Source organism: Streptomyces sp. NPDC104371 (assembly GCF_055583785.1).
This window is the reverse complement of the sequence record NZ_JBVJNF010000009.1, coordinates 1-19,927: the sequence shown is the minus strand read 5'-3', so window position 1 is coordinate 19,927 and position 19,927 is coordinate 1. Positions and strand designations below refer to the sequence as shown.

General features: G+C 72.3%; 20 protein-coding genes. 11 read left to right on the top strand and 9 right to left on the bottom strand.

From position 1 onward, the window contains the following. Positions 1-167 precede the first annotated feature (167 nt). From ACZ60T_RS25245 to ACZ60T_RS25220, 6 genes are all read left to right on the top strand, one after another. Positions 168-1,061, top strand: coding sequence for a DMT family transporter (locus ACZ60T_RS25245; protein ID WP_365633067.1), 894 nt, complete (start codon positions 168-170; stop codon positions 1,059-1,061). A 53-nt stretch (positions 1,062-1,114) separates the two neighbouring features. Beyond that, complete coding sequence (locus ACZ60T_RS25240) at positions 1,115-1,648, top strand: NUDIX hydrolase (RefSeq protein WP_469667977.1); 534 nt, start codon at positions 1,115-1,117, stop codon at positions 1,646-1,648. A gap of 46 nt (positions 1,649-1,694) precedes the next feature. After that, on the top strand, positions 1,695-1,991 hold the full coding sequence (locus tag ACZ60T_RS25235) for a hypothetical protein (protein ID WP_365633073.1): 297 nt from the start codon (positions 1,695-1,697) through the stop codon (positions 1,989-1,991). A 63-nt stretch (positions 1,992-2,054) separates the two neighbouring features. Beyond that, positions 2,055-2,966 (top strand): MBL fold metallo-hydrolase, encoded by a 912-nt coding sequence (locus tag ACZ60T_RS25230; protein ID WP_469667976.1) that lies wholly within the window; start codon positions 2,055-2,057, stop codon positions 2,964-2,966. A 135-nt stretch (positions 2,967-3,101) separates the two neighbouring features. After that, the gene (locus ACZ60T_RS25225; RefSeq protein WP_469667975.1) at positions 3,102-4,136 is read left to right on the top strand and encodes a phosphotransferase family protein; all 1,035 of its coding nucleotides are present in this window, start codon (positions 3,102-3,104) and stop codon (positions 4,134-4,136) included. A gap of 6 nt (positions 4,137-4,142) precedes the next feature. Further along, positions 4,143-5,357: an acyl-CoA dehydrogenase family protein gene (locus ACZ60T_RS25220; protein ID WP_469667974.1), complete on the top strand. Its 1,215-nt coding sequence runs from the start codon at positions 4,143-4,145 to the stop codon at positions 5,355-5,357. A gap of 53 nt (positions 5,358-5,410) precedes the next feature. Here ACZ60T_RS25220 and ACZ60T_RS25215 read toward each other — a convergent pair whose 3' ends face one another. Both ACZ60T_RS25215 and ACZ60T_RS25210 read right to left on the bottom strand, forming a co-directional pair. Next, on the bottom strand, positions 5,411-6,004 hold the full coding sequence (locus ACZ60T_RS25215) for a TetR/AcrR family transcriptional regulator (protein WP_469667973.1): 594 nt from the start codon (positions 6,002-6,004) through the stop codon (positions 5,411-5,413). Positions 6,005-6,126: 122 nt separating this feature from the next. Beyond that, complete coding sequence (locus ACZ60T_RS25210; protein WP_469668131.1) at positions 6,127-6,864, bottom strand: SDR family oxidoreductase; 738 nt, start codon at positions 6,862-6,864, stop codon at positions 6,127-6,129. A gap of 257 nt (positions 6,865-7,121) precedes the next feature. Between ACZ60T_RS25210 and ACZ60T_RS25205 the strand changes: the two genes are divergently transcribed. Further along, entirely contained in the window at positions 7,122-8,372 is a 1,251-nt protein-coding gene (locus ACZ60T_RS25205) for an exo-beta-N-acetylmuramidase NamZ family protein (RefSeq protein ID WP_469667972.1), read from the top strand. A 63-nt stretch (positions 8,373-8,435) separates the two neighbouring features. On the opposite strand, the gene ACZ60T_RS25200 is transcribed toward ACZ60T_RS25205, so the two are convergent. Further along, positions 8,436-11,216 carry a penicillin acylase family protein gene (locus ACZ60T_RS25200; RefSeq protein WP_469667971.1) on the bottom strand — a complete coding sequence of 927 codons (2,781 nt, stop codon included), beginning with the start codon at positions 11,214-11,216 and terminating at the stop codon, positions 8,436-8,438. Positions 11,217-11,527: 311 nt separating this feature from the next. On the opposite strand from ACZ60T_RS25200, the gene ACZ60T_RS25195 reads away from it, so the two are divergent. Continuing rightward, entirely contained in the window at positions 11,528-12,130 is a 603-nt protein-coding gene (locus tag ACZ60T_RS25195) for a hypothetical protein (protein ID WP_365633097.1), read from the top strand. Between the two features lie 46 nt (positions 12,131-12,176). On the opposite strand, the gene soxR is transcribed toward ACZ60T_RS25195, so the two are convergent. Continuing rightward, entirely contained in the window at positions 12,177-12,698 is a 522-nt protein-coding gene (soxR, locus tag ACZ60T_RS25190; RefSeq protein ID WP_469667970.1) for a redox-sensitive transcriptional activator SoxR, read from the bottom strand. 125 nt (positions 12,699-12,823) lie between these two features. On the opposite strand from soxR, the gene ACZ60T_RS25185 reads away from it, so the two are divergent. After that, complete coding sequence (locus tag ACZ60T_RS25185) at positions 12,824-13,285, top strand: MaoC family dehydratase (RefSeq protein WP_252428658.1); 462 nt, start codon at positions 12,824-12,826, stop codon at positions 13,283-13,285. Positions 13,286-13,322: 37 nt separating this feature from the next. Here the strand turns inward: ACZ60T_RS25185 and ACZ60T_RS25180 are convergent, their stop codons facing one another. Together ACZ60T_RS25180 and ACZ60T_RS25175 are read right to left on the bottom strand one after the other, a co-directional pair. Further along, positions 13,323-13,943, bottom strand: a complete 621-nt coding sequence (locus ACZ60T_RS25180) for a TetR/AcrR family transcriptional regulator (protein WP_469667969.1) — start codon at positions 13,941-13,943, stop codon at positions 13,323-13,325. 73 nt (positions 13,944-14,016) lie between these two features. Next, complete coding sequence (locus tag ACZ60T_RS25175) at positions 14,017-14,304, bottom strand: YiaA/YiaB family inner membrane protein (RefSeq protein WP_365633109.1); 288 nt, start codon at positions 14,302-14,304, stop codon at positions 14,017-14,019. Between the two features lie 112 nt (positions 14,305-14,416). Between ACZ60T_RS25175 and ACZ60T_RS25170 the strand changes: the two genes are divergently transcribed. Then, entirely contained in the window at positions 14,417-15,058 is a 642-nt protein-coding gene (locus tag ACZ60T_RS25170; protein ID WP_469667967.1) for a TetR/AcrR family transcriptional regulator, read from the top strand. A 69-nt stretch (positions 15,059-15,127) separates the two neighbouring features. Then, positions 15,128-15,892, top strand: a complete 765-nt coding sequence (locus tag ACZ60T_RS25165; protein WP_469667966.1) for an ArsR/SmtB family transcription factor — start codon at positions 15,128-15,130, stop codon at positions 15,890-15,892. Between the two features lie 118 nt (positions 15,893-16,010). Here ACZ60T_RS25165 and ACZ60T_RS25160 read toward each other — a convergent pair whose 3' ends face one another. The 3 genes from ACZ60T_RS25160 to ACZ60T_RS25150 form a co-directional block, all read right to left on the bottom strand. Further along, positions 16,011-16,775 (bottom strand): DUF4232 domain-containing protein, encoded by a 765-nt coding sequence (locus ACZ60T_RS25160; protein WP_469667965.1) that lies wholly within the window; start codon positions 16,773-16,775, stop codon positions 16,011-16,013. A gap of 103 nt (positions 16,776-16,878) precedes the next feature. After that, the gene (locus tag ACZ60T_RS25155; RefSeq protein ID WP_469667963.1) at positions 16,879-19,530 is read right to left on the bottom strand and encodes an AfsR/SARP family transcriptional regulator; all 2,652 of its coding nucleotides are present in this window, start codon (positions 19,528-19,530) and stop codon (positions 16,879-16,881) included. A 228-nt stretch (positions 19,531-19,758) separates the two neighbouring features. Then, on the bottom strand, positions 19,759-19,927 hold a 169-nt coding region (locus ACZ60T_RS25150; protein ID WP_469668130.1), incomplete at its 5' end, for an IS200/IS605 family transposase.

Here is a 19,927-nt window from a genome sequence, read left to right as displayed (position 1 = left end):
GGGTCGTACGTGGTTACCGACGGGTCAGATCCTTGGGCAGAAGCCGTGACCACGTCAACCGTCCGGTGCGCCCGGAGCCCGCCGAGCACGGGCGGGGCGCGGCCGGGAGCGCTACAGTCGGCGTGATACGCACTCCCGTGACCCCGCTGGACTATTGAGGTACGCGCGTGTCGGTACTGGTTCTGGCTCTCTCCGTGAGCGCGGCCTTCTGCCTGGGCACCGGATTCGTGTTCCAGCAGAGCGCCGCCCAGCAGGCACCGCTGAGCGACTTCCTCTCCCCCCGGCTGCTGCTCGACCTGGTGAAGGTGCGGCGCTGGCTCGCGGGTCTCGCGCTGATGGTGACGGGCATGGTGCTCAGCGCGCTCGCGCTGACCCACGGTGAGATCTCCCTGGTCGAGCCCTTGGTGGCGACCAACCTGCTGTTCGCCATGGCCCTGTCACGCCACCAGACCCGACAGCCCCTGGGCCGCCAGGGCTGGGGCGGGCTCCTCCTGCTCGCCGGAGGTGTCACGGCCTTCATCGTGGCGGGCCAGCCCGAAGGGGGCACCGCGATCGCCGATCCGCTCCGGCACTGGCTGATCATCGGCGTGATGGTGGGCCTCGCGCTGCTGCTGGCGACCTGGGCGAAGAGGACACGGTTCATCATCGGGCCGGTGCTGCTGGCCGTGGCGGCCGGGCTCCTCTACGGCGTGCAGGACGCGCTCACCCGGGTCAGCGGGCAGCGGTTCACGGCGGGCGGCCTGGCGGCGCTCGTCATGGCCTGGCAGCCGTACGCCGTGGTGGTGATCGGCGTCATGGGCCTGGTGCTGGTGCAGAGCGCGTTCGAGACGGCACCGCTGCGGATGTCCCTGCCCGCGCTCACCGCGTCCCAGCCGCTGGCCGGGATCGTCTGCGGGGTGGGCTTCCTCGGCGACCGGCTGCGCACCAGCGCGGGCGCGCTGGCCTGGCAGGCGACGGGGCTCGCCGCGATCGTCCTCGGCATCGTGCTGCTCGGGATGCACCCCGCCATGCCCCGCGGCACGGCGGCCCAGCACCAGCACAAGGACCTGCAACGGAGGTGAGCGCGGACGAGGGGGGCCTGACGCGAACGTCCCGTCTGCGCTTGGATGGCCGTATGAGCGCCGCTGACGAACTCCTCGACATCGTGGACGAGAACGACAGGGTCATCGGGCGGTCGCCCCGCGGCGAGGCGTACGCGCGCGGGCTGCGCCACCGCTGTGTGTTCATCCAGGTGCGCGACGCCGAGGGCCGCCTCTTCGTCCACCGCCGCACCGCCACCAAGCTGGTCTTCCCCTCCCTGTACGACATGTTCGTGGGCGGGGTGGTCGGCGCGGGCGAGAGCTACGACGCCGCCGCCCTGCGGGAGGCCGAGGAGGAGCTGGGGGTCAGCGGGCTGCCCCGGCCGAAGCCGCTGTTCACGTTCCTGTACGACGGCGGCGCGGGCCGGACCTGGTGGTCCGCGGTCTACGAGGTCCGCTGCGAACTGCCCGTGGACCCCCAGGCCGAGGAGGTCGCCTGGCACGCCTTCCTGCCCGAGGACGAGGTGGCGCGCCGCCTGCCGGAGTGGGAGTGGGTCCCGGACGGGCTCGCCGCGTACGAGCGGCTCGGGGAGTACCGACGCCGAGCCGGAGATGTCCCGTTTGGTTAGCCTGGGAGGCACGGCACCGAGAGCCGAGAAGGTGAAGGTGAGCGCCATGAGCACCCCCCACCGCGACCACACCGCGCACCGCCACAGCCACGGCCCGGCCTGCGGGCACGACGCCGTGCCGCACGGCGACCACGTCGACTACGCGCACGACGGGCATCTGCACCGCGAGCACCAGGGCCACTGGGACGAGTGCGAGCCCGCCCGGCACGTCTCGCACCAGGGCCACGAGCACCAGCACGGCGAGGGCTGCGGACACCGCCCCGTCCAGCACGGCGATCACGTCGACTACCTCCACGACGGCCATCGGCACGCACAGCACGAAGGCCACTGGGACGATCACTGACGCCCCTGGCGATCGGGAACACTGGGCTTCGCCTGTCACCTTGACGACGACCCGGGAGGTCCCGTGACCGCGGCGAAGCCCTACACGCTCGCACTGGCCGACGACGTGTACGCCTATGTGCAGCCGGACGGCGGCTGGTGCGTGAACAACGCCGGGTTCGTGACCGACGGGACCGCCACGCTCCTGGTGGACACGACCGCGACCGAGCGCCGTACGCGTGCGCTCGGCGCGGCGATCGCGGCCACCGGGGCGCCCGCGCCACGGTGGGTCGTCAACACCCACCACCATGGCGACCACACCTACGGCAACGGCTTCTTCGCACCGGCCGCGACGATCGTCTCGCACGCCGACTGCCGCCGGGAGGCCCTGGCCGCCGGGCATCAACTGGCGCTGATCTGGCCGGAGACCGACTACGGGGACGTACGGATCCTGGGTGCCGATCTGACGTACCGGGACCGTGTGACGGTCCACGTCGGCGCGGTCGACGCCGAGGTGATCCACCCGGGGGTGGCGCACACCGTCGGCGACTCGGTGGTCTGGCTGCCGCACCGGCGCGTGCTGTTCGCGGGCGATCTGGTCTTCGAGGGCGGGACGCCGTTCTTCCTGATGGGCTCGCTCAGCGGCTCGCTGCGGGCGCTGGAGCGGCTGCGCGCGCTGGGCGCGGAGACCGTCGTCCCCGGGCACGGACCGGTCACCGACCCCTCCGCGTTCGACCGTACGGAGCGCTATCTGCGGTTCGTCGCCGAGGTCGCGCAGCGCGAGCGCGCGGCGGGCCGTACGCCGCTGGAGGCGGCCGGGGCGACGGATCTCGGGGAGTTCGCGGAGCTGCGCGAGAGCGAGCGGCTGGTGGCGGATCTGCACCGCGCGTACGCCGAGTTGGGCGGGCTGCCCGAGGGCGGGCCGCTGGATCCGCTGCCCGCCTTCCGGGACATGGCGGTCCTGAACGGCGGCGCGATGGTGACCAGCCACGCGTGAACCCGGCCATGGGCGGGTCTGAGCCGGTCACGCGTGCGTGCGTGGCGCCGATCACGTTCGCCCTGCGCACTGGACGACATACCGACCGGTCGGCATCATGATGCTGATCCTGTTTCCGTGTACGGAGGAGCATTGATGAGCCCTGAGCACCCACCGGGACTCGATCTCGACCGGTTGCGCGGCCTGCTCGACGCCGAGCGGCCGGGTCTGGTCGGCGGCCCCCTGACCGGCCGGCTGATCGAGGGCGGGCGGTCGAACCTCACGTACGCCGTCTCGGACGGCACGGCCACCTGGGTCGTCCGGCGCCCCCCGCTCGGCCATGTGCTGGCCACCGCCCATGACATGAAGCGCGAGCACCGGGTGCTCAGCGCGCTGCACCCGACGGCCGTGCCCGTGCCGCGCCCGGTGCTGCTGTGCGAGGACGAGTCGGTCCTTGGCGCGCCGTTCTATGTGATGGACTTCGTGGCGGGCACCCCGTACCGCACCGCCGACCAGCTCGCCCCGCTGGGCCCGGAGCGCACCCGCGAGGCCGTCCTGTCCCTGGTGGACACCCTCGTCGAACTGCACGCGGTGGACCCCGCCGAGGTGGGGCTGGCCGACTTCGGGCGTCCCGAGGGCTTCCTGGAGCGCCAACTGCGGCGCTGGGGCAAGCAGTTGGAGGCCTCCCGAGGCCGTGAGCTGCCCGGCATCGACGATCTGCACGCCCTGCTCGGGCGCCATCTGCCCACCTCCCCCGCCCCCACCGTCGTCCACGGCGACTACCGCCTGGACAACGTCCTCATCGGCGCGGACGACCAGATCGAGGCGATCCTCGACTGGGAGATGTCCACGCTCGGCGACCCGCTCACCGACCTGGGCCTGCTGGTGATGTACTGCACCCCGCTCGGGATGCCCGACTCGCCCGTGTCCACCACCGCCGAGGCCCCCGGACACCCCTCGCCCGCCGAGCTGGTGGAGCGGTACGCCGCGCGCTCGGGGCGCGATGTGACCGCGCTGTCCTGGTACACGGCGTTCGCGTGGTTCAAGCTCGCCGTGATCCTGGAGGGCATCCACTACCGGTACACCCTCGGTCAGACGGTCGGCCACGGCTTCGACCGCATCGGCGATCTCGTCCCCGTCTTCATCCAGCACGGCCTGGCCACGCTGCGCTCAGGCCTCCAGGAAGGCTGATTCCGTATGGACTTCGCGTTCGACGCGCGCACCGAGGAACTGCGCGCCAAGCTTCTCGCCTTCATGGACGAGTACGTCTACCCGGCCGAGCACGTCGCGGAAGAGCAGCGCGCGTTGCTCGACTCACCGTGGGAGAACCCTCCCGTGGTGGAGGAGTTGAAGGCCGAGGCGCGCCGCCAGGGCCTGTGGAACCTCTTCCTGCCGGACACCGAGTACGGTGCCGGGCTGACCAACCTCCAGTACGCGCCGCTCGCCGAGATCACCGGCCGCTCCCCGCAGTTGGCGCCGACTGTCACCAACTGCGCGGCGCCGGACACCGGCAACATGGAGGTGCTGGCGCAGTTCGGCGACGAGCGGCAGAAGAAGCAGTGGCTGGAGCCGCTGCTCGCGGGCGAGATCCGTTCGGCGTTCGCGATGACCGAGCCGGAGGTGGCCTCCTCGGACGCCACGAACATCACGACGCGCATCGAGCGGGACGGCGACAACTACGTCATCACGGGGCGCAAGTGGTACATCTCCGGGGCCATGCACCCGGATTGCAAGATCTTCATCGTGATGGGCAAGACCGACCCGGACGGGCCGGACATCCGGCGCCAGCAGTCGATGGTGCTGGTCCCCCGGGACACCCCGGGTGTCACGATCACGCGGGCGATGCAGGTCTTCGGGTACGAGGACCACTCCCACGGCGGGCACGCCGAGGTGGTGTTCGACCAGGCGCGGGTGCCGGTCGCGAACCTCATCGGCGAGGAGGGCGGCGGCTTCGCCATCGCCCAGGCCCGCCTCGGTCCCGGCCGTATCCACCACTGCATGCGGCTGATCGGCATGGCCGAGCGGGCGGTCGAGCTGATGTGCCGACGGGCGCTGTCCCGTGAGGCGTTCGGCAAGCCGCTGGCCCAACAGGGCGTGATCCACAACTGGATCGCGGACGCGCGGGTCGAGATCGAGCAACTGCGGCTGCTGGTCCTGAAGACCGCCTGGCTGATGGACACCGTCGGCAACAAGGGCGCCCACACCGAGATCCAGGCCATCAAGATCGCCACGCCTCGTACGGTGACGGGCATCCTGGACCGGGCGATCCAACTGCACGGCGCGGGCGGTGTCGGCCAGGACTTCCCGCTGGCCGAACTGTACGCGGCGGCCCGGACGTTGCGGCTCGCGGACGGCCCGGACGAGGTGCACCAGCGGTCGCTGGCGCGACGGGAGCTGAAGAAGTACCGCTAGCCACTGGCGCGTTGAGCGACGAGGGCCGTATCTCGCGGCCCTCGTCGCTCAGTTCACGGCCGCAGCGCCCGCAGCAGCAGATCGGCCAGGTGGTCGGCGACCTCCTGCGGGCTGAGCGGGCCGTCCGGGCGGTACCACGTGGAGAGGTGGTGGACGGAGCCGAAGTGGTAGTCCACCACCAGGTCCGCCGGGGTGGCCGTGGAGAAGACGCCCTGCTTCTGACCCTCCTCGATGAGCGCGCGGAAGCGTTCGTGGTAGCGGCGGCGCTCGGCGCGGACCTGCTGGTGCTTCTCCGGGCCGAGGTGGTGCATGGAGCGGAAGAAGATCATCGCGTCGTCGAGGTTGTCGATCGTCGTCACGACGACGTCCGCGGCGGCGTCCCGCAGCCGCTTCTCGACGGGTTCGTCGGCCTCCGCGAAGGCGTCGAGACGCTCCTGCTGGAGGCGCAGCATGCGCGCGTACACCTCGTGCAGCAGGTCCTCCTTGGAGCCGAAGTAGTGGTACAGCGCCCCCTTGGTGACGCCGGCCGCCTCCACGATCTCCTGGACGGACGTGCGGTCGTAGCCCTGGTCGGCGAAGAGCCGGGTGGCGGCGGCGAGCAGCCGCTGCGGGACGGGGGTGCCGTCTCCCTCCGTGGTTCTGGGCACTGCCGCCACCTGCCTTTCCATGGTCTGTCCTGGATACGGGAACGCGGTTCCCGACGAAGGATCTTCCCACCCGCCGTCGGCGGCGCCCGCGGCAGGCTCCCGGCCGCCGCGGGGACGCGAGGTCAGCGGGTCCGCTCCCACTTCTGCTGGATGTGGTTCATGGTCGCCAGCCAGCGGTCGGGGTCGGTGGCCCGCGCCCGGTGGTACTCGGCGACCTCGGGGTGCGGCAGGATCAGGAAGCGGTCCTGCGCGATGCCCTGGAAGAGGGCCTCGGCCACATCCTCCGGCTCGATCGCGGTCGGCTGGAGCACCAGGTCGCCCGCGCTGCCGGTGGCGGCCAGCATGTCGGTGCGCACGCCCTGCGGGCAGATCGCGTGCACCTTGATCCCGCGGTGGCGGTACGTCAGCGACAGCCACTCGGCGAAGGCGTACGCCCCGTGCTTGGTGACGCTGTAGGGGGCGGCGCCGATCATGGTGAGCAGTCCGGCGGCGGAGACGGTGGAGACGAAGCGACCGCTGCCGCGCTCCAGCCAGGCGGGGAGCAGCGCCTCGGCGGCGCGGACATGGGCCATGACGTTGACGTCCCAGGCCTGCGCCCAGACCGATTCGCCCGCCGCCTCCGAACCGCCCGACGCCACGCCCGCGTTGGCGCAGTACACGTCCACCGTGCCGCCGAGCGCGTCACGCGCCTCCGTGACGATCGCCCCCGCGTCGCCCGCGAGCGCGATGCCGCCGATCTCCGCGGCGACCGTCTTCGCCTTCCCGGCGTCGAGGTCGTTGACGACGACCCGGGCTCCCTCGGCGGCGAACCGGCGGGCCAGCGCGGCGCCGATACCGCCCCCGGCGCCGGTGACCACCACTGCCGCATCCCGAACGGCCTTCGCTTCCACCCTCGACCTCCTTCGACACCACGACCTCGCCGCGACATCCGGCCGCCACGGCATCCGCCAGCGCAGACTAACCGGTCGGTATGGCGCAGGGAAGGGGGAGCCGGGGCGGCCCCGCGCGGGCGTTCCGGTACCGGTGCGGCGCGTTCCGGTCCGACGCGTTCCGTGGCGCCCCGGCGCACGCTAGCGTGCGTGGGCATGACACGTGCCGAGATCACGGAGGTCACCGTATGAAGCTGTCCAGACGGAGCCTGCTCGCCACCACGGCCGCCGCGGTCGCGGCCGGGGCGGCCCCGGTCGCCGAGGCCCAGGCCGCGCCCGAGAAGCGCGGCGGGCCGCTGCGGACCGGCTTCGAGCGCCTGGCGGCCGACGGGTACGCGCCGCTCGCCGGTCAGCGGGTCGGCGTCGTCACCAACCCGACCGGCGTCACCCGGGACGTACGCCACATCGTGGACGTCATGCACGCCGACCGCCGGGTGAACCTGGCCGCCGTGTTCGGCCCGGAGCACGGCTTCCGGGGCACCGCGCAGGCGGGCGGCTCCGAGGGCCGCTACGACGACCCGGCCACCGGGCTGCCCGTGTACGACACGTACCTCAAGAGCGGGCAGCCGCTCGCCGACGTCTTCACCGCCTCCGGTGTGGACACGGTCGTCTTCGACATCCAGGACGCGGGCGCCCGCTTCTACACGTACATCTGGACGCTCTACGACTGCATGGAGGCCGCCGCGCTGGCCGGGAAGCGGTTCGTGGTCCTCGACCGCCCGAACCCGATGACCGGCCGGGAGGCGCTCGGCCCGGTACTGCACCCGGAGTTCGCGACCTTCGTCGGACGGCAGCCGATCGCCCAGGCGCACGGCATGACGGTCGCCGAACTGGCCCGGCTGTTCAACGGGGAGTTCCTGACCGGGCGGGTGCGGCTGGAGACCGTGCTGATGACCGGCTGGTCCAGGTCGCAGTTCTACGACGCCTCCGGGCTGCCCTGGGTGCCGCCGAGCCCCAACATGCCGACCCCGGACACCGCGCTCGTCTACGCCGGCACCTGTCTGTTCGAGGGCACCAACCTGTCGGAGGGCCGTGGCACCACCCGGCCCTTCGAACTGCTGGGCGCCGAGGGCGTCGACGGCCGCTGGGCCGAGGCCGCGAACGCGCTCGGGCTGCCGGGGGTGCGCTTCCGGGAGGCCTACTTCGCGCCCACCTTCTCCAAGTTCCAGGGCGTCACGGTCGGCGGCGTACAGCTCCATGTCCACGACCGGGCCGCCTTCGACCCCGTACGGACCGGGATCGGGCTGCTCGTCACCGCCAAGCGGGTCTGGAGCGACTTCGCCTGGCGGTCCGACAACTGGATCGACAAGCTGACCGGGTCCACGCGCGTGCGCACGATGATCGACGCGGGCGCAGACACCGACGCGGTGGTGGCGGGCTGGCGGCAGGAACTCGCCGCGTTCCGGAAGGTGCGCAAGGGCTACCTGCTCTACAAGTGAGCCGCGCCCACCACCGAGCCCCGGCGGCGGGCCCGCTCGCGCGTCGGCCCGCCGCCGGACGGCTCACCGGTGCGAGGTGTACTCCACCACCTGCTGGTAGGTGGGCCGGTTCTGCCAACTGATCTTGCCGTGCTTGATACCGCCGAGGGCGCGCTGGACGATCGAGTCCGCGCACCACTGGTCACCCGCCGAGCACTGGTCGTCGCCCGGGTAGACCTGGGCCGCCGTCATGCCCGCCGCCTGCTTCAGGGTGCTGATCAGCATGTCGCGGCAGGCGCCGAGGCTGCCGCCGCCGCAGTACGTCCGCGCGAGCGGGCCCTGCACCGGCTCGCCCAGCACCGCGCGGATGTCCTTGTCGACATAGCTCCACCAGCCGTACTGGAAGGCGCTTCCGGCGTGCGAGCCGGTCGCCCCGTGCCCGGCCGACGGGGACTCGTCGACCGCCAGGTTCGCCGTGAACGCCGTGTACAGGTCGCTGCCCAGACCGGGCTCGAACTCGCCCTTCACCAGCAGCGGCCACCAGGCGTCGAGGATGCGGACGGCGTCGGCGTTCGCGTAGGCCTTGGAGCCCGCCGAGGTCTCGGTGCGCCGGCCGCCCGCGGCCACCCAGGCCTGGAGCTTGCTCACCGCCGCCGCTGCCGTGGGGTCGGTGACCGGTGAACTGCCGAGCACCTCCAGCAGCTTGGGCAGTACGTCCTCGGCGCGCAGATCGGTGAGGGCCGCGTCCGCCATCGCCCGGGTCAGCGAGGCGCGGGTCACCCCGCCCTTCGTGACCAGCGCCTTCACCCGGTCCTCCAGCAGATCGCCGCGGTGCACGGAACCCTCGCCCCAGGGCGCGGCCGTGTAGTCCTTGGCCTGCTTGTTGTTCCAGGAGATGTAGTAGTCCTGGTCGACGGAGTTGGGGTGGGCCGAAGTCGGCGTGTAGTCGGCGGTGTTGGTGGCCGCGTCCCAGTTCTTCCACTCGTACGCCTGCCGCGCCCACACCGGGAACTCGGCGTCGACGCCGTTCGCGCGCACCGGGTTGTCACCGCTGTTGTAGTACGCGGTGTGCTGCGCGTCGGCGTAGAACCAGTTGAACGTGAAGTTGATGTGCTGCGTGGCCTTCTGGAAGTCCTGCGGGCCCTTGACCGCGTCCGGGTCGTTGAGCATCTGGAAGCCGATGATGGAGTCGACCTCGTGCCGGTAGGAGGAGCGCAGGGTGGTGTAGGCGACCTTCTTGCCGCCGACCGTCGCGCGGTACTGCACCGGGCCGTACTTCGTACGCCAGACACGCATCGTGTAGGAACCGGCCGCGGTGCCGTCGGCGAGGGTCGGCTTCCAGGAGTTGGCCTGCTCGACCTTGTCCATGGCCGTGCACGTGCCGTGGTACAGGTAGTGGACGTCGTCCTGGCACAGCTCGACGGCGTAGGTGTCGATGATGTCCTGGCCGGAGGTCGTGGCGCTCCACGAGTAGTCCTGGCCGCGGCCGAGTTCGACGTACATGCTCAAGCCCGCGAAGGAGGCGCCACGCGCGCTGATGCCCGGCCCCTGGATCTCCTGGAGCAGCAGCAACTGCGGGGCGAAGTAGCCGGTCTGCGGGCCGAAGACGGCGACGGGGTGGCCGCTGGCGGTGTGCTCGCCGCTGACGACCAGGGCGTTGGACATGCCGCGCCGGGCCGAGGACACGGCCGCCTTCGCCGCCGTGGTGGCCGCGCCCTTCGCGGCCGAGCCGGTCGCGCTGCCTGTGCGGTCGTAGACCAGCGGCTCCTGGGTCACCGAGCCGGGGTCGGGCAGCGCCTCGCCCTGCGGGGAGTCCGGCTTCGTGGCGTACGGGAAGCTCTGGCCGTCGTGGAGGGTGAGGACGGCCTCGGGGTCGTTGCGCTCGCGGAAGGACTCCCAGACCCGGGTGCCCTCCTGGACGCCGTACTTGGCCTGCGCGGCCAGCAGCGAGAGCGCGTTGGTCACCTCGCCGCCCCCGCCGGAGCCGAACAGCGAGCCGATCACGGAGGACAGGGCGACCAGGTCGGTGGCCTTGAAGTGCTCGATGGTCCCGGCGTTGGTGATCGGGTCCTTGTGGCCGGTCAGGTCGTACTCACCGGGGAAGTAGCGCCCGGCGTCGGAGGCGTCGATATAGGCGTTGATCCCGGCGAGGTAGGCGTCCACGTCGGCGAGGGCCTGCTGACCGCGCGCGCCGCTCTTGGCCACCGCGCTGTCGATCTGCGCCTGGAGGTCGGCCTCGGTGTAAGGCGCGCTGCGGTAGAACTGCTGCTCGAGGCCCTGGTTGGCGGGGGCGCCGCCCGCGAAGGACGTCAACTGGCCGCGCCCGACGTGCCGGAAGACGTCCATGAGCCACAACCGGTCCTCGGCGGCGGCGTATCCGGCGCCGAACTCGGTGCCGTAGCGGGTGGTGCCCGTGATGTGCGGCACCCCGGACTTCTTGTCGCGCACGATCGTGACGTCGCCGCGTCCGGCGGGCTTCTCGGTGGAGGCGACCTGGTCCGAGGGGACGCCGAACGAGGCGTCGTTGAAGAAGGTGTTGATCTTGTCGTCGGTGAGCGTCGGGTAGCCCTTGGCCAGGTCGGAGTAGGGGCCGAGCTGGTCCTCCGCGTGGCTGGGCTGGGTCCCGAAGGCCTGGTTGAGCAGGATCTCGGCGAGGGTGGCGTTGCCGTTCTCGCCGGGCGGCAGGATGTCCGAGCACTGGCCGCCGCAGTGGTCGTCGGCGGTCGCCGCCTGAGCGGTGCCCGCGGTGACGGGGGACAGCAGACCGGCGACGAGCGCGCATATCGACGCGGCCTTGAGGAACTTGGGGAATCGGCGGGGAGTTCTCAGGGTGTCGAGTGTGGTACCTGGGGTGCGCCGTGGCATGGCAGCTCCTCCGGACGATGGTGGGCGGGACGTTACCGCCGGTATCACCGCGAGTGAAGATGAACATGCGTCAACTATTCGTGGATTCGGTGCAGTTCACGTGGGCGCCGGGTCCCGGCGGGGAACGGCGGCGCGAAGAAGGCGCCGCGCACGGCTCGGAGGGTGACTCATGACGGTCGGCGGACGTCGAGTGCGGGCACCGGGAACCGGATGGAGCCGAATCGCGTGTCGATACGTCTATTCGGCGACGTCCCTACGACGACGCCGAAGTGACCGCAGTTCAGATGCAGGTGTGACGGAGGTGCAGGGCGATGGCCGGTTTCCGGAGTCTGGCGAGACAGGTGCGAGATCCGCGGTGCGATCTGGCACTGCGACGCTATTCACTGCGCAAGTGCCTTGAGAAGTTCGCCCCTTACGGGCATCGGGCGACGTGGGACCATCTGTGCTCCCGGGCCGGGTTCGGACCCGAGGACCGCTCCCCCGACCCGGCGCGGCTCGTGGCCGCACTGGAGGAGCTGGAGGAGGCCCGCTCCGTCTGGCTGGGCTACGAGGCGGAGTTCACGAAGCGGCGCAGGAAGGAGAAGCAGGAGGGACTGCGCAGGCCGGGCAGTGTGGACGACTGGCACCGGCTGACCTGGGGCGGCTTCGGGATCGCCTGGTGCGACGACCCGTCCGTCCATCCTCATGAACCACTGGCCGAGGTACTGCGCCGGCTCATCGCCGCGCTGGAGCGGCAGCCGGGCTCGACCTGCCCGGTGTGCGCCGGTGACCACCTCGTCTGGCGGTACGACCTGGCGCGCGAGCCCTCCTCGGGCCCGGTCTGCGCGGACTGCGGCATCGTGGTCCCCCGCCCGGTCCTCACACCGGGGGCGCTGGCGGGGGCCAGGCGGGCACGACTGCTGGTATCGGCCTGAACCGGGCCGCCACGGGGGGTGCGTGGGGGAACCGTACCCCCCTCTGTCAGCGGCAGCGTCCGGTCGTCTCCTCTCGCTCCCCGCGGTCCTGCGCGCGGGTGCGGCGGCCCTTGCCGCGGTCCGCCAACAGGCGCGAGCCCGAGGCCTGTTCGCCGAAGACGTCGTCGGGGTTGGACAGGACACAGGTCTCCAGGGACAGGCAGCCGCAGCCGATGCAGTCCGTGAGGTGGTCGCGCAGACGGCTCAACTGGCCGATGCGCTCGTCGAGTTCGGAGCGCCAGGCCTCGGAGAGCCGGGCCCAGTCCTCCCTGGTCGGGGTGCGCTCCTCGGGGAGCCGGGCCAGCGCCTCGCGGATGGTGGCCAGGGGGATGCCGACACGCTGCGCGGCGCGGACGAAGGCGACCCGGCGCAGCGCGTCCCGCTGGTAGCGGCGCTGGTTGCCCGCGGTGCGGCGGCTGCTGATCAGCCCCTTGGCCTCGTAGAAGTGCAGGGCGGAGACGGCGACGCCGCTGCGGGCGGACAGTTGGCCGACGGTCAACTCGTTGATCTTCTCGGGGATCTTGGGCATCCGCCGAGCCTACCCACGGCGGCGCGGGCCCGGTCCGTTGACAGGCCTCCCCCGCCCGACCATGCTAAGCAGTTGCTTAGAGATGGTTCCGGACAGATGACTTCATGACGCGAAAGGCCGGGGACATGGCAGAGCCGAGGACGTTCGCATCCGCCGACGAGCTGAAGGCGGCGGTGGGCGAACAACTGGGGTACAGCGACTGGCTGGAGATCGACCAGAAGCGGATCGATCTGTTCGCGGACGCCACGGGCGATCACCAGTGGATCCATGTGGACCCGGAGAAGGCGGCGAGCGGCCCCTTCGGCACGACCATCGCCCACGGCTATCTCACGCTGTCGCTGCTCCCGCTGTTCGGGCCGCAGCTCATCGACGTCGAGGGGGTACGGATGGGCGTCAACTACGGGACGAACAAGGTCCGTTTCCCCGCCCCGGTCCCCGTCGGCTCCCGGCTGCGCTCCACCGCGACGATCACGGGCGTCGAGGACGTGCCGGGCGGGGTGCAGATGACCCTCGCCTACGTCGTGGAGCGGGAGGGCGGCGACAAGCCCGTCTGCGTGGCCGAGTCGGTGGTCCGCTACTCGTTCTGAGCGGGACGCCGGGCGGGACGCACGCGCGGGGCGCGTGCTACTTCGCGCCCACCATCCGCAGGACGAGGTCGGCGTAGAGCGCGCCGACCTCGTCGGGGGTCCGGGGGCCGTCGGCGCTGAACCAGCGGGCGACGTCGATGCACAGGGACAGCACCGCGAGGGTGGTGCCCCGGACGTCCGGCACGTCGAACTCGCCGGACGCCACGCCGTCTTCGATGATCCCGCGCACCTCGGCGTCGACCTGGCGGCGCAGTCCGCGGATCTCGGCCCAGGCCTCCGGACCGAGCGCGTCCAGTTCGTACTGCACGACCCGGGCGACCGTGTGCTGCGCGGCGTGCCAGCACACGAACGAACGCACCGCCTCCGCCAGCCGCTCGGCGGCGCTGCCCACACCGCGCGCCGCCGTGCTCAGCACATCCAGGGCCTTCTCGTGGCCGACGCGGCTGATGCGGTGGAGCAGTTCTTCCTTGGTCTTGTAGTGGATGTAGAGCGCGGCCGGGCTCATACCCGCCCGGCCCGCGATGTCGCGCGTCGTCGTCGCGTGATAGCCGCGCTCGGCGAAGGCCTCCACGGCGGCGACGAGCAGCCGCCGGGCCGCGTCAGGGGTGACCTCGGCCCATGGCTGCGCCTCGCCGTCCGACTCCCGCGCCGCACTCATCGCTCATTCGCCCCTTCTCACCGGCAGGGGTCAACCATACCGCCGAAGCTGAGCGGGCGCTTAGCCCGGCTGGTCACAGCTTCTCGAAGGGGTCGTGCGCGGCGAGCAGCTTCTCCACCCGGGCCTGGTCGACCCGGCTGACGATCTGGCCCGCCTCCTGGCGGTCCCTGATCACCTTGGCGAGCGTGAACGCGGAGGTGACCAGATACAGGACGGCGATGGCCAAGAACCCCCGCACCCACGCGCTGGCGTCCAGCCGGACGATACCGATGGCGGTCGCGGCCATGGCCACCGAGAAGGACGCGACGGCCTGACCGTAGAACGCCGCCGTGCTGTGTTGCTTGACCGGTGTCTCACTCATGGGGACAAGCCTCGCCGGGCGTGGTCCGCGCCACATCCGCCCAGGTACTCAGTACAGATACTCAGAAGCCCGGCGCAACCGCGTATGCGCCCGCCGCCCTACGATGTCCGCCATGGCCCGACCCCGCAAGCCCCTCCTCAGCACCGACCGCATCGTCACCGCGGCACGGACGCTGGTGGACGCGGAGGGGCTCGCGGCCGTCTCCACCCGTCGCCTCGCCGCCGAACTCGGGGTCAGCGGCCCCTCCCTCTACAACCACTTCCGCACCAAGGACCAGATCCTGGAGGCGGTCGCGGACTCGGTGAGCGCCCAGGTCGACCTGTCGATGTTCGAGGACGGCCGCGACTGGCGGACCGCGCTGCACGACTGGGCGCTCTCCTACCGGACCGCGCTGCGCGACCACCCGAACATCGTGCCCGTACTGGCCCGCGGGCCCGGCCGCCGCCCGGCCGCGCTGCGGCTCGCGGACGCCGTGTACGGGGCGATGGTCGAGGCGGGCTGGCCGCCCGCGCAGGCCACCTCCATCGGCGCGTTGATGCGCTACTTCGTCATGGGGTCCGCGCTCGGTTCGTTCGCGGGCGGGTTCGTGGACGACGAGACGGCCTACGACCCGGCCGACTACCCCCATCTCGGGCAGGCCCACCGCCTCGCCGAGCGGCAGGAACGGGTCGACGAACGGGCCTTCGAGACCGGGCTGACGGCGCTGCTGGACGGGCTGGAGCGGCAGTACGAGCTGCTGCGCGAGGACCGGTAGCTCCGAGGAGAACCGGTAGCTTCGTCACTTCGGTCGTCGCCGAAGTGTCCGTGCCTCATGCTGGGGTGCATGACCACCAGGAACGCGGGGCGGGCGCGGCCCAGGGGCTCGCAGGCGCCGGGGCTCGCCGCGCTGGCCGCTCTGATCGCCGACGAGACACGGGCCACCTGTCTGCTGGCGCTGCTGGACGGACGGGCCTGGACCGCCGGGGAGTTGGCGCGGTACGCGGGCGTCGCCGCGTCGACGCTGAGCGAGCATCTGGGCAAGCTGGTCGCGGGCGGGCTGCTGGCCGAGGAGCGGCAGGGGCGGCACCGGTATGTGCGGCTGGCCGACGCGCGGGTCGCTCAGCTGATCGAGGATCTGGCCGCGCAGCTTCCGCCGGACGCCGAGGCGGAGCGCCCGCGCGGTCTGCGGGAGTCGAGCGCGGGGTCCGCGATGGCCCGGGGCCGTACCTGCTACGACCATCTCGCCGGGCGGCTCGGCACCACGCTGACCGACGCGCTGACCGCCCAGGGTCTGCTGACGAGCGAGGTACCGCCCGAACAGGCGGGCGCGGGCGCTCGGTTCGCGCTCACCGACGCGGGCCTGAGCTGGTTCGAGGCCACCGGGATCGTCCTCGACCGCAAGGGCCGCCGCCCGCTGGCCCGCGCCTGTCTGGACTGGACCGAGCGCCGCCCCCATCTCGCGGGCGCCGCGGGCTCGGCCCTGTGCCGTCACGCCCTGGACGCGGGCTGGTGCGTCCGTATCGGCTCCGAGCGGGCCGTGAAGATCACGACGGCGGGCGAACGCGCGCTGTCGGAGCTGCTGGGGATCGAGGCGGGGGCGCTGCGCTGATCCAGACGACACGTGCGGTGAGACGGCATGCCGTCGCCCCGGTCGTCGCTGGTGACGACCGGGGCGGGTTCCGTCGGGTACGGCGGGGTGGGTTCCGTCGGGTACGGCGGGTGGGGGATCAGAACTCGTCGGCGCCGTTGCGCAGTTCGTCCGTCCAGTAGCCGGTCTTCGCGACCGCCTCGTCGACCGCGAGGCCGCCGGACGGGGCGTTGACGACGACGCTGCCCTCGGCCGGGCCCTCGGCGGCGAACAGGTTGACGTTGAACTCGGTGACCACCTTGTTGTCCTCGTGCGCGCCGCCGAGGGCAATACGGACGTTGGCGTACGCCGAGCCGCCCGCCTGGAGGACGACCGGGACGCCGGGCTTGCTCTTGGCGACGGCGGGGATGTCCTTGGCGGTCTGGATCGGGCCGAAGGCGATCAGCGGGTACTGGAGGAGCCGGCAGGAGTGGCCGGAGGTGTTGGTGGCGGTCAGCACGATGTGCTCGGTGGGCGTCTCGTCGGCCTTCTCCGCCTTGATCCGTACGTCGCTGTAGGCGCAGACGGGGGTGGATCCGCTGGACGTGCCGCCCGCGGAGGAGCCCTTGCCCGTGCCGCCGCCGCTGCCGGTCCCCGAGCCGCCCTTGCTGGTCTTGCCCGCGCTCTGCACCGCCGCGCTCCCGCCCTTCGCGGTGCCGGAGTCCGCGGAGCCCGAGTTCGAGCCGGAGGAGTCGGCGGCGCCCGCAGAGGCCTCGGTCGTCGATGTCGCGGAGGACTGCGACGAGGCGGCCTTGCCCTCGTCCTTGGTGCCGGTGGCGTCGCCGCCGCAGGCGGTCAGGCCCATCGAGAGGGCGGCGACGGTGACGGCTGCGGCGAGGACGGTCTTGTGGCGGAAGGTGCGCATGGTGGTTCTCCCCCGTGGCGATGGTGGAACGGTCGTGGTGGGCCCCCGATTTCGGCGCCCACTACAGATTCCACAGCCGCGCTGCCGTCCCGCTTGCGTACCGCTAACGCCCCGCGGCCAGGCCCGCCAGCAGGTGTGCGGCCCGTTGCGAACCCTCGGTGAAACCGGCCGCGTCGGCTGCTCGTCCGGCGCCTCTGAGCTGGTCGGCGGCCTCGTCGAGCCGTCCCAGACCGGCCAGCGCCTCGCCGTGGATGATCTGCAACTGGGCGCGGTTGACCTGGGCGTGCGGGGAGACGAGTTCGACGGCGCGCAGGGTGTGGGCGAGGGCCGTCTCGTACTCCCCGGTGCGCAGGCAGTGTTGGGCCAGATGCTGGCGGATGAGCACCTGGGTGGCGGGGTGGCCGGTCCGGTCGGCGATCGCGACGGCGTGGACCATCAGCTCCCCGGCCCGTGCGACGGCCCCGGTGGCGTCCAGGACCGCGGCGAGGTTGACATGGGCGATCGCCTCGCTGATCCCGTCGCCCGCGCGGGCGGCCAGCACGGGCGCCTGTTCGAGGTGGACGAGCGCCTCGGTGTCCCGGCCCTCCTCGTGCAGCACCCAGCCGAGCAGGGCCCGCGTGCGCGACTGCGCGTCGGCGTCGCCCTCGTGCTCGGCCGAGGCCAGCCCGGCTTCCAGCAGCGGGGTCCAGCCGTCGGTGATCCGCCACAGCACCAGCGGCCACTGCATCAGGGCGAGCCGCCAGGCGCGGTCGTGCAGGCCGAGAGCGGCGGCGGCGGTGACCGCGCCCTCCAGCGCCGGGCGCTCCGCCTCGTACCAGGCGAGCGCGGCGGCCCGGTCCTCGAACTCCCGCGTGGCGGCGGGGCGTCGGGCGTCGGCGGGCAGGGAGTAGCAGGGCTGGGAGCCGGGTTCGGCGGCGGCGTCGGCGGCGAGCCCGGTGTAGAGGTAGTGGTCGAAGAGGCGGCGCAGGCCCTCGGGGTCGGCCTCCGGGGCGAGTTGGCGCGCGTAGAGGCGCACCAGGTCGTGCGGGGTCCAGCGGCCCGGTACGGCCTCGGTGAGCAGATGCGCGGCGGCCAGCCGGTCCAGGTCGGCGGTGGCCTGCGCGGGGGTCGTCCCGGCGAGCGCGCTCGCCGCGCACCGGTCCAGGTCGGAGCCGGTGTGCAGGCCGAGCGCGCGGAACATCCGGGCGGCGGGCTCGGGCAGTTGCTGCACGGTGAGCCGCAACGCGGCGGAGACGCCGACGTCCTCGACGTTCAGCAGCGCCAACCTGCCCTGTTCGTCGGCGAGTTCATGGGCCATCGCGCCGAGGGTCCACTGCGGGCGCTCGGCGAGCCGGGCCGCGGTCACCCGCAGGGCGAGCGGCAGTCCGTCGCACAGTCCGGCCAGGCGCGCGGTCGCGTCGGGTTCGGCGGCGATCCGGTCCGCGCCCAGCACGCTGGCGAGCAGCGCGGCGGCGTCGGCTGCCGGGAGGTGGTCGAGCGGTACGGGCCGGGCGGCGTCGGAGGCGATGAGCCCGCCGAGCCGGTCCCGGCTGGTGACCACGGTCGCGCACTGGTCGCCGCCGGGCAGCAGGGGCCGGACCTGCTCGGAGGAGCGGGCGTTGTCGAGGACGACGAGCAGGCGGCGCCCGGCGGTCAGCGACCGGAACAGCGCGCCGCGCGCGGCGGTCGTCTCCGGGACCCGCTGGGCCGGGGTGCCGAGCGCGAGCAGGAACTCCCGCAGGACGGAGCCGGTGTCGGGCGCGGGGGTGTCGCTGAAGCCGCGCAGGTCGGCGAAGAGCCGCCCGTCGGGGAAGTCGGCGCGCCGCCGGTAGGCCCAGTGCAGGGCGAACGCGGTCTTGCCGACCCCGGCGGGCCCGGTGACCAGGCACAGGGGCGCGTCCGCGGCGCCCGCGGCCCGGTCGAGGGCGGCGAGTTCGGTGTCCCGCCCGGTGAAGCCGCGCGGTGGCCGGGGCAGCAGTTCGGGGACGGGGGTCTCGGTGGGGTGCGGCCGGGGCGGGGTGAGCGTGACCGGGGGTTCGGCCGCCTTCAGGAGGGTGGCGTAGGCGCCGGTGAGGGCGTCGCCGGGGTCCACGCCGAGTTCCTCGGCGAGCAGCCGCCGGGTGCGGTGGTACCAGTTGATCGCGTCGGACTGCCGTCCCGAGCGGCCGAGCGCCAGCATCAGCGCGGCGGCCAGGGACTCGCGCAGGGGGTGGGCGACGGCCTCGGTGCGCAGGACGGCGGCGGCCCGCCCGTGCTCGCCCAGGTGACCGTACGCCTCGGCCAGCGCCTCCACCGAGGCCAGGCGCAGGTCCTCCAGGCCGCTCGCCGCCGCCTCCAGCGGGCCGCTGCGGACGGTGCCGGTGAGGGCGGGCCCCTGCCAGCAGGCCAGGGCCTCGCGCAACATCCGGACGGTGTCGACCGGTTGGCGCTGGACGCGGGCGAGGGCGACGAGTTCCTCGAAGCGGTGGGCGTCGACCAGGGACTCGGGGAGCTGGAGTTCGTAGGCGGCCCGCTGGGTGGCCAGTTCGACCCCGTACTCCCGCGCGCCGTGCGCGGCGAGGAGCGCGCGCAGCCGTGAGACATGTCCCTGGAGCACCGTCTTGAAGTGGGTGGGCGGTTCGTCCTCCCACAGGGCCGCGCTCAACTGGTCGATGCTGACCGGGGTGTTGGGCCGCAGCAGCAGGACGGCGAGCAGGCTGGCGCGCTTGACCGGTCCGGGCGCCACCTCTCCGTTCTCCGTGACGACGGCGACGGATCCGAGCAGCCGGAACTCCACCTGGTACCTCCCCTATCGGCGTCCCGTCCGGCACGGCAGGGGGGCAGACGGTGCAGCGGAATATCGGCGACTCCGCTGTCACCAGTGGTGACAGCACGACCAGGCCACGATACAGCGCGCCACCCGGACAGCCGTGCGAGGACGGCCGTCTCTTACCGGGTTCCTTGCAGAAAGCCCCGGCGTTCATGCCGGGGATGAATGCATCTCAAGACTGCTCTGACGTGCACTTCAGAGCGGACGTTTCTGCTGCTCGATGTATTGGCGGACGATCGTCAACGGCGCACCGCCGCACGACGCGGAGAAATACGAGGGCGACCACAGGTGCCCGTGCATGATGGCGCGGTTGATTCTGCCGGTGAACTCCTGCCGTATCCGCCGGGCGGAGACGCCCTTGAGG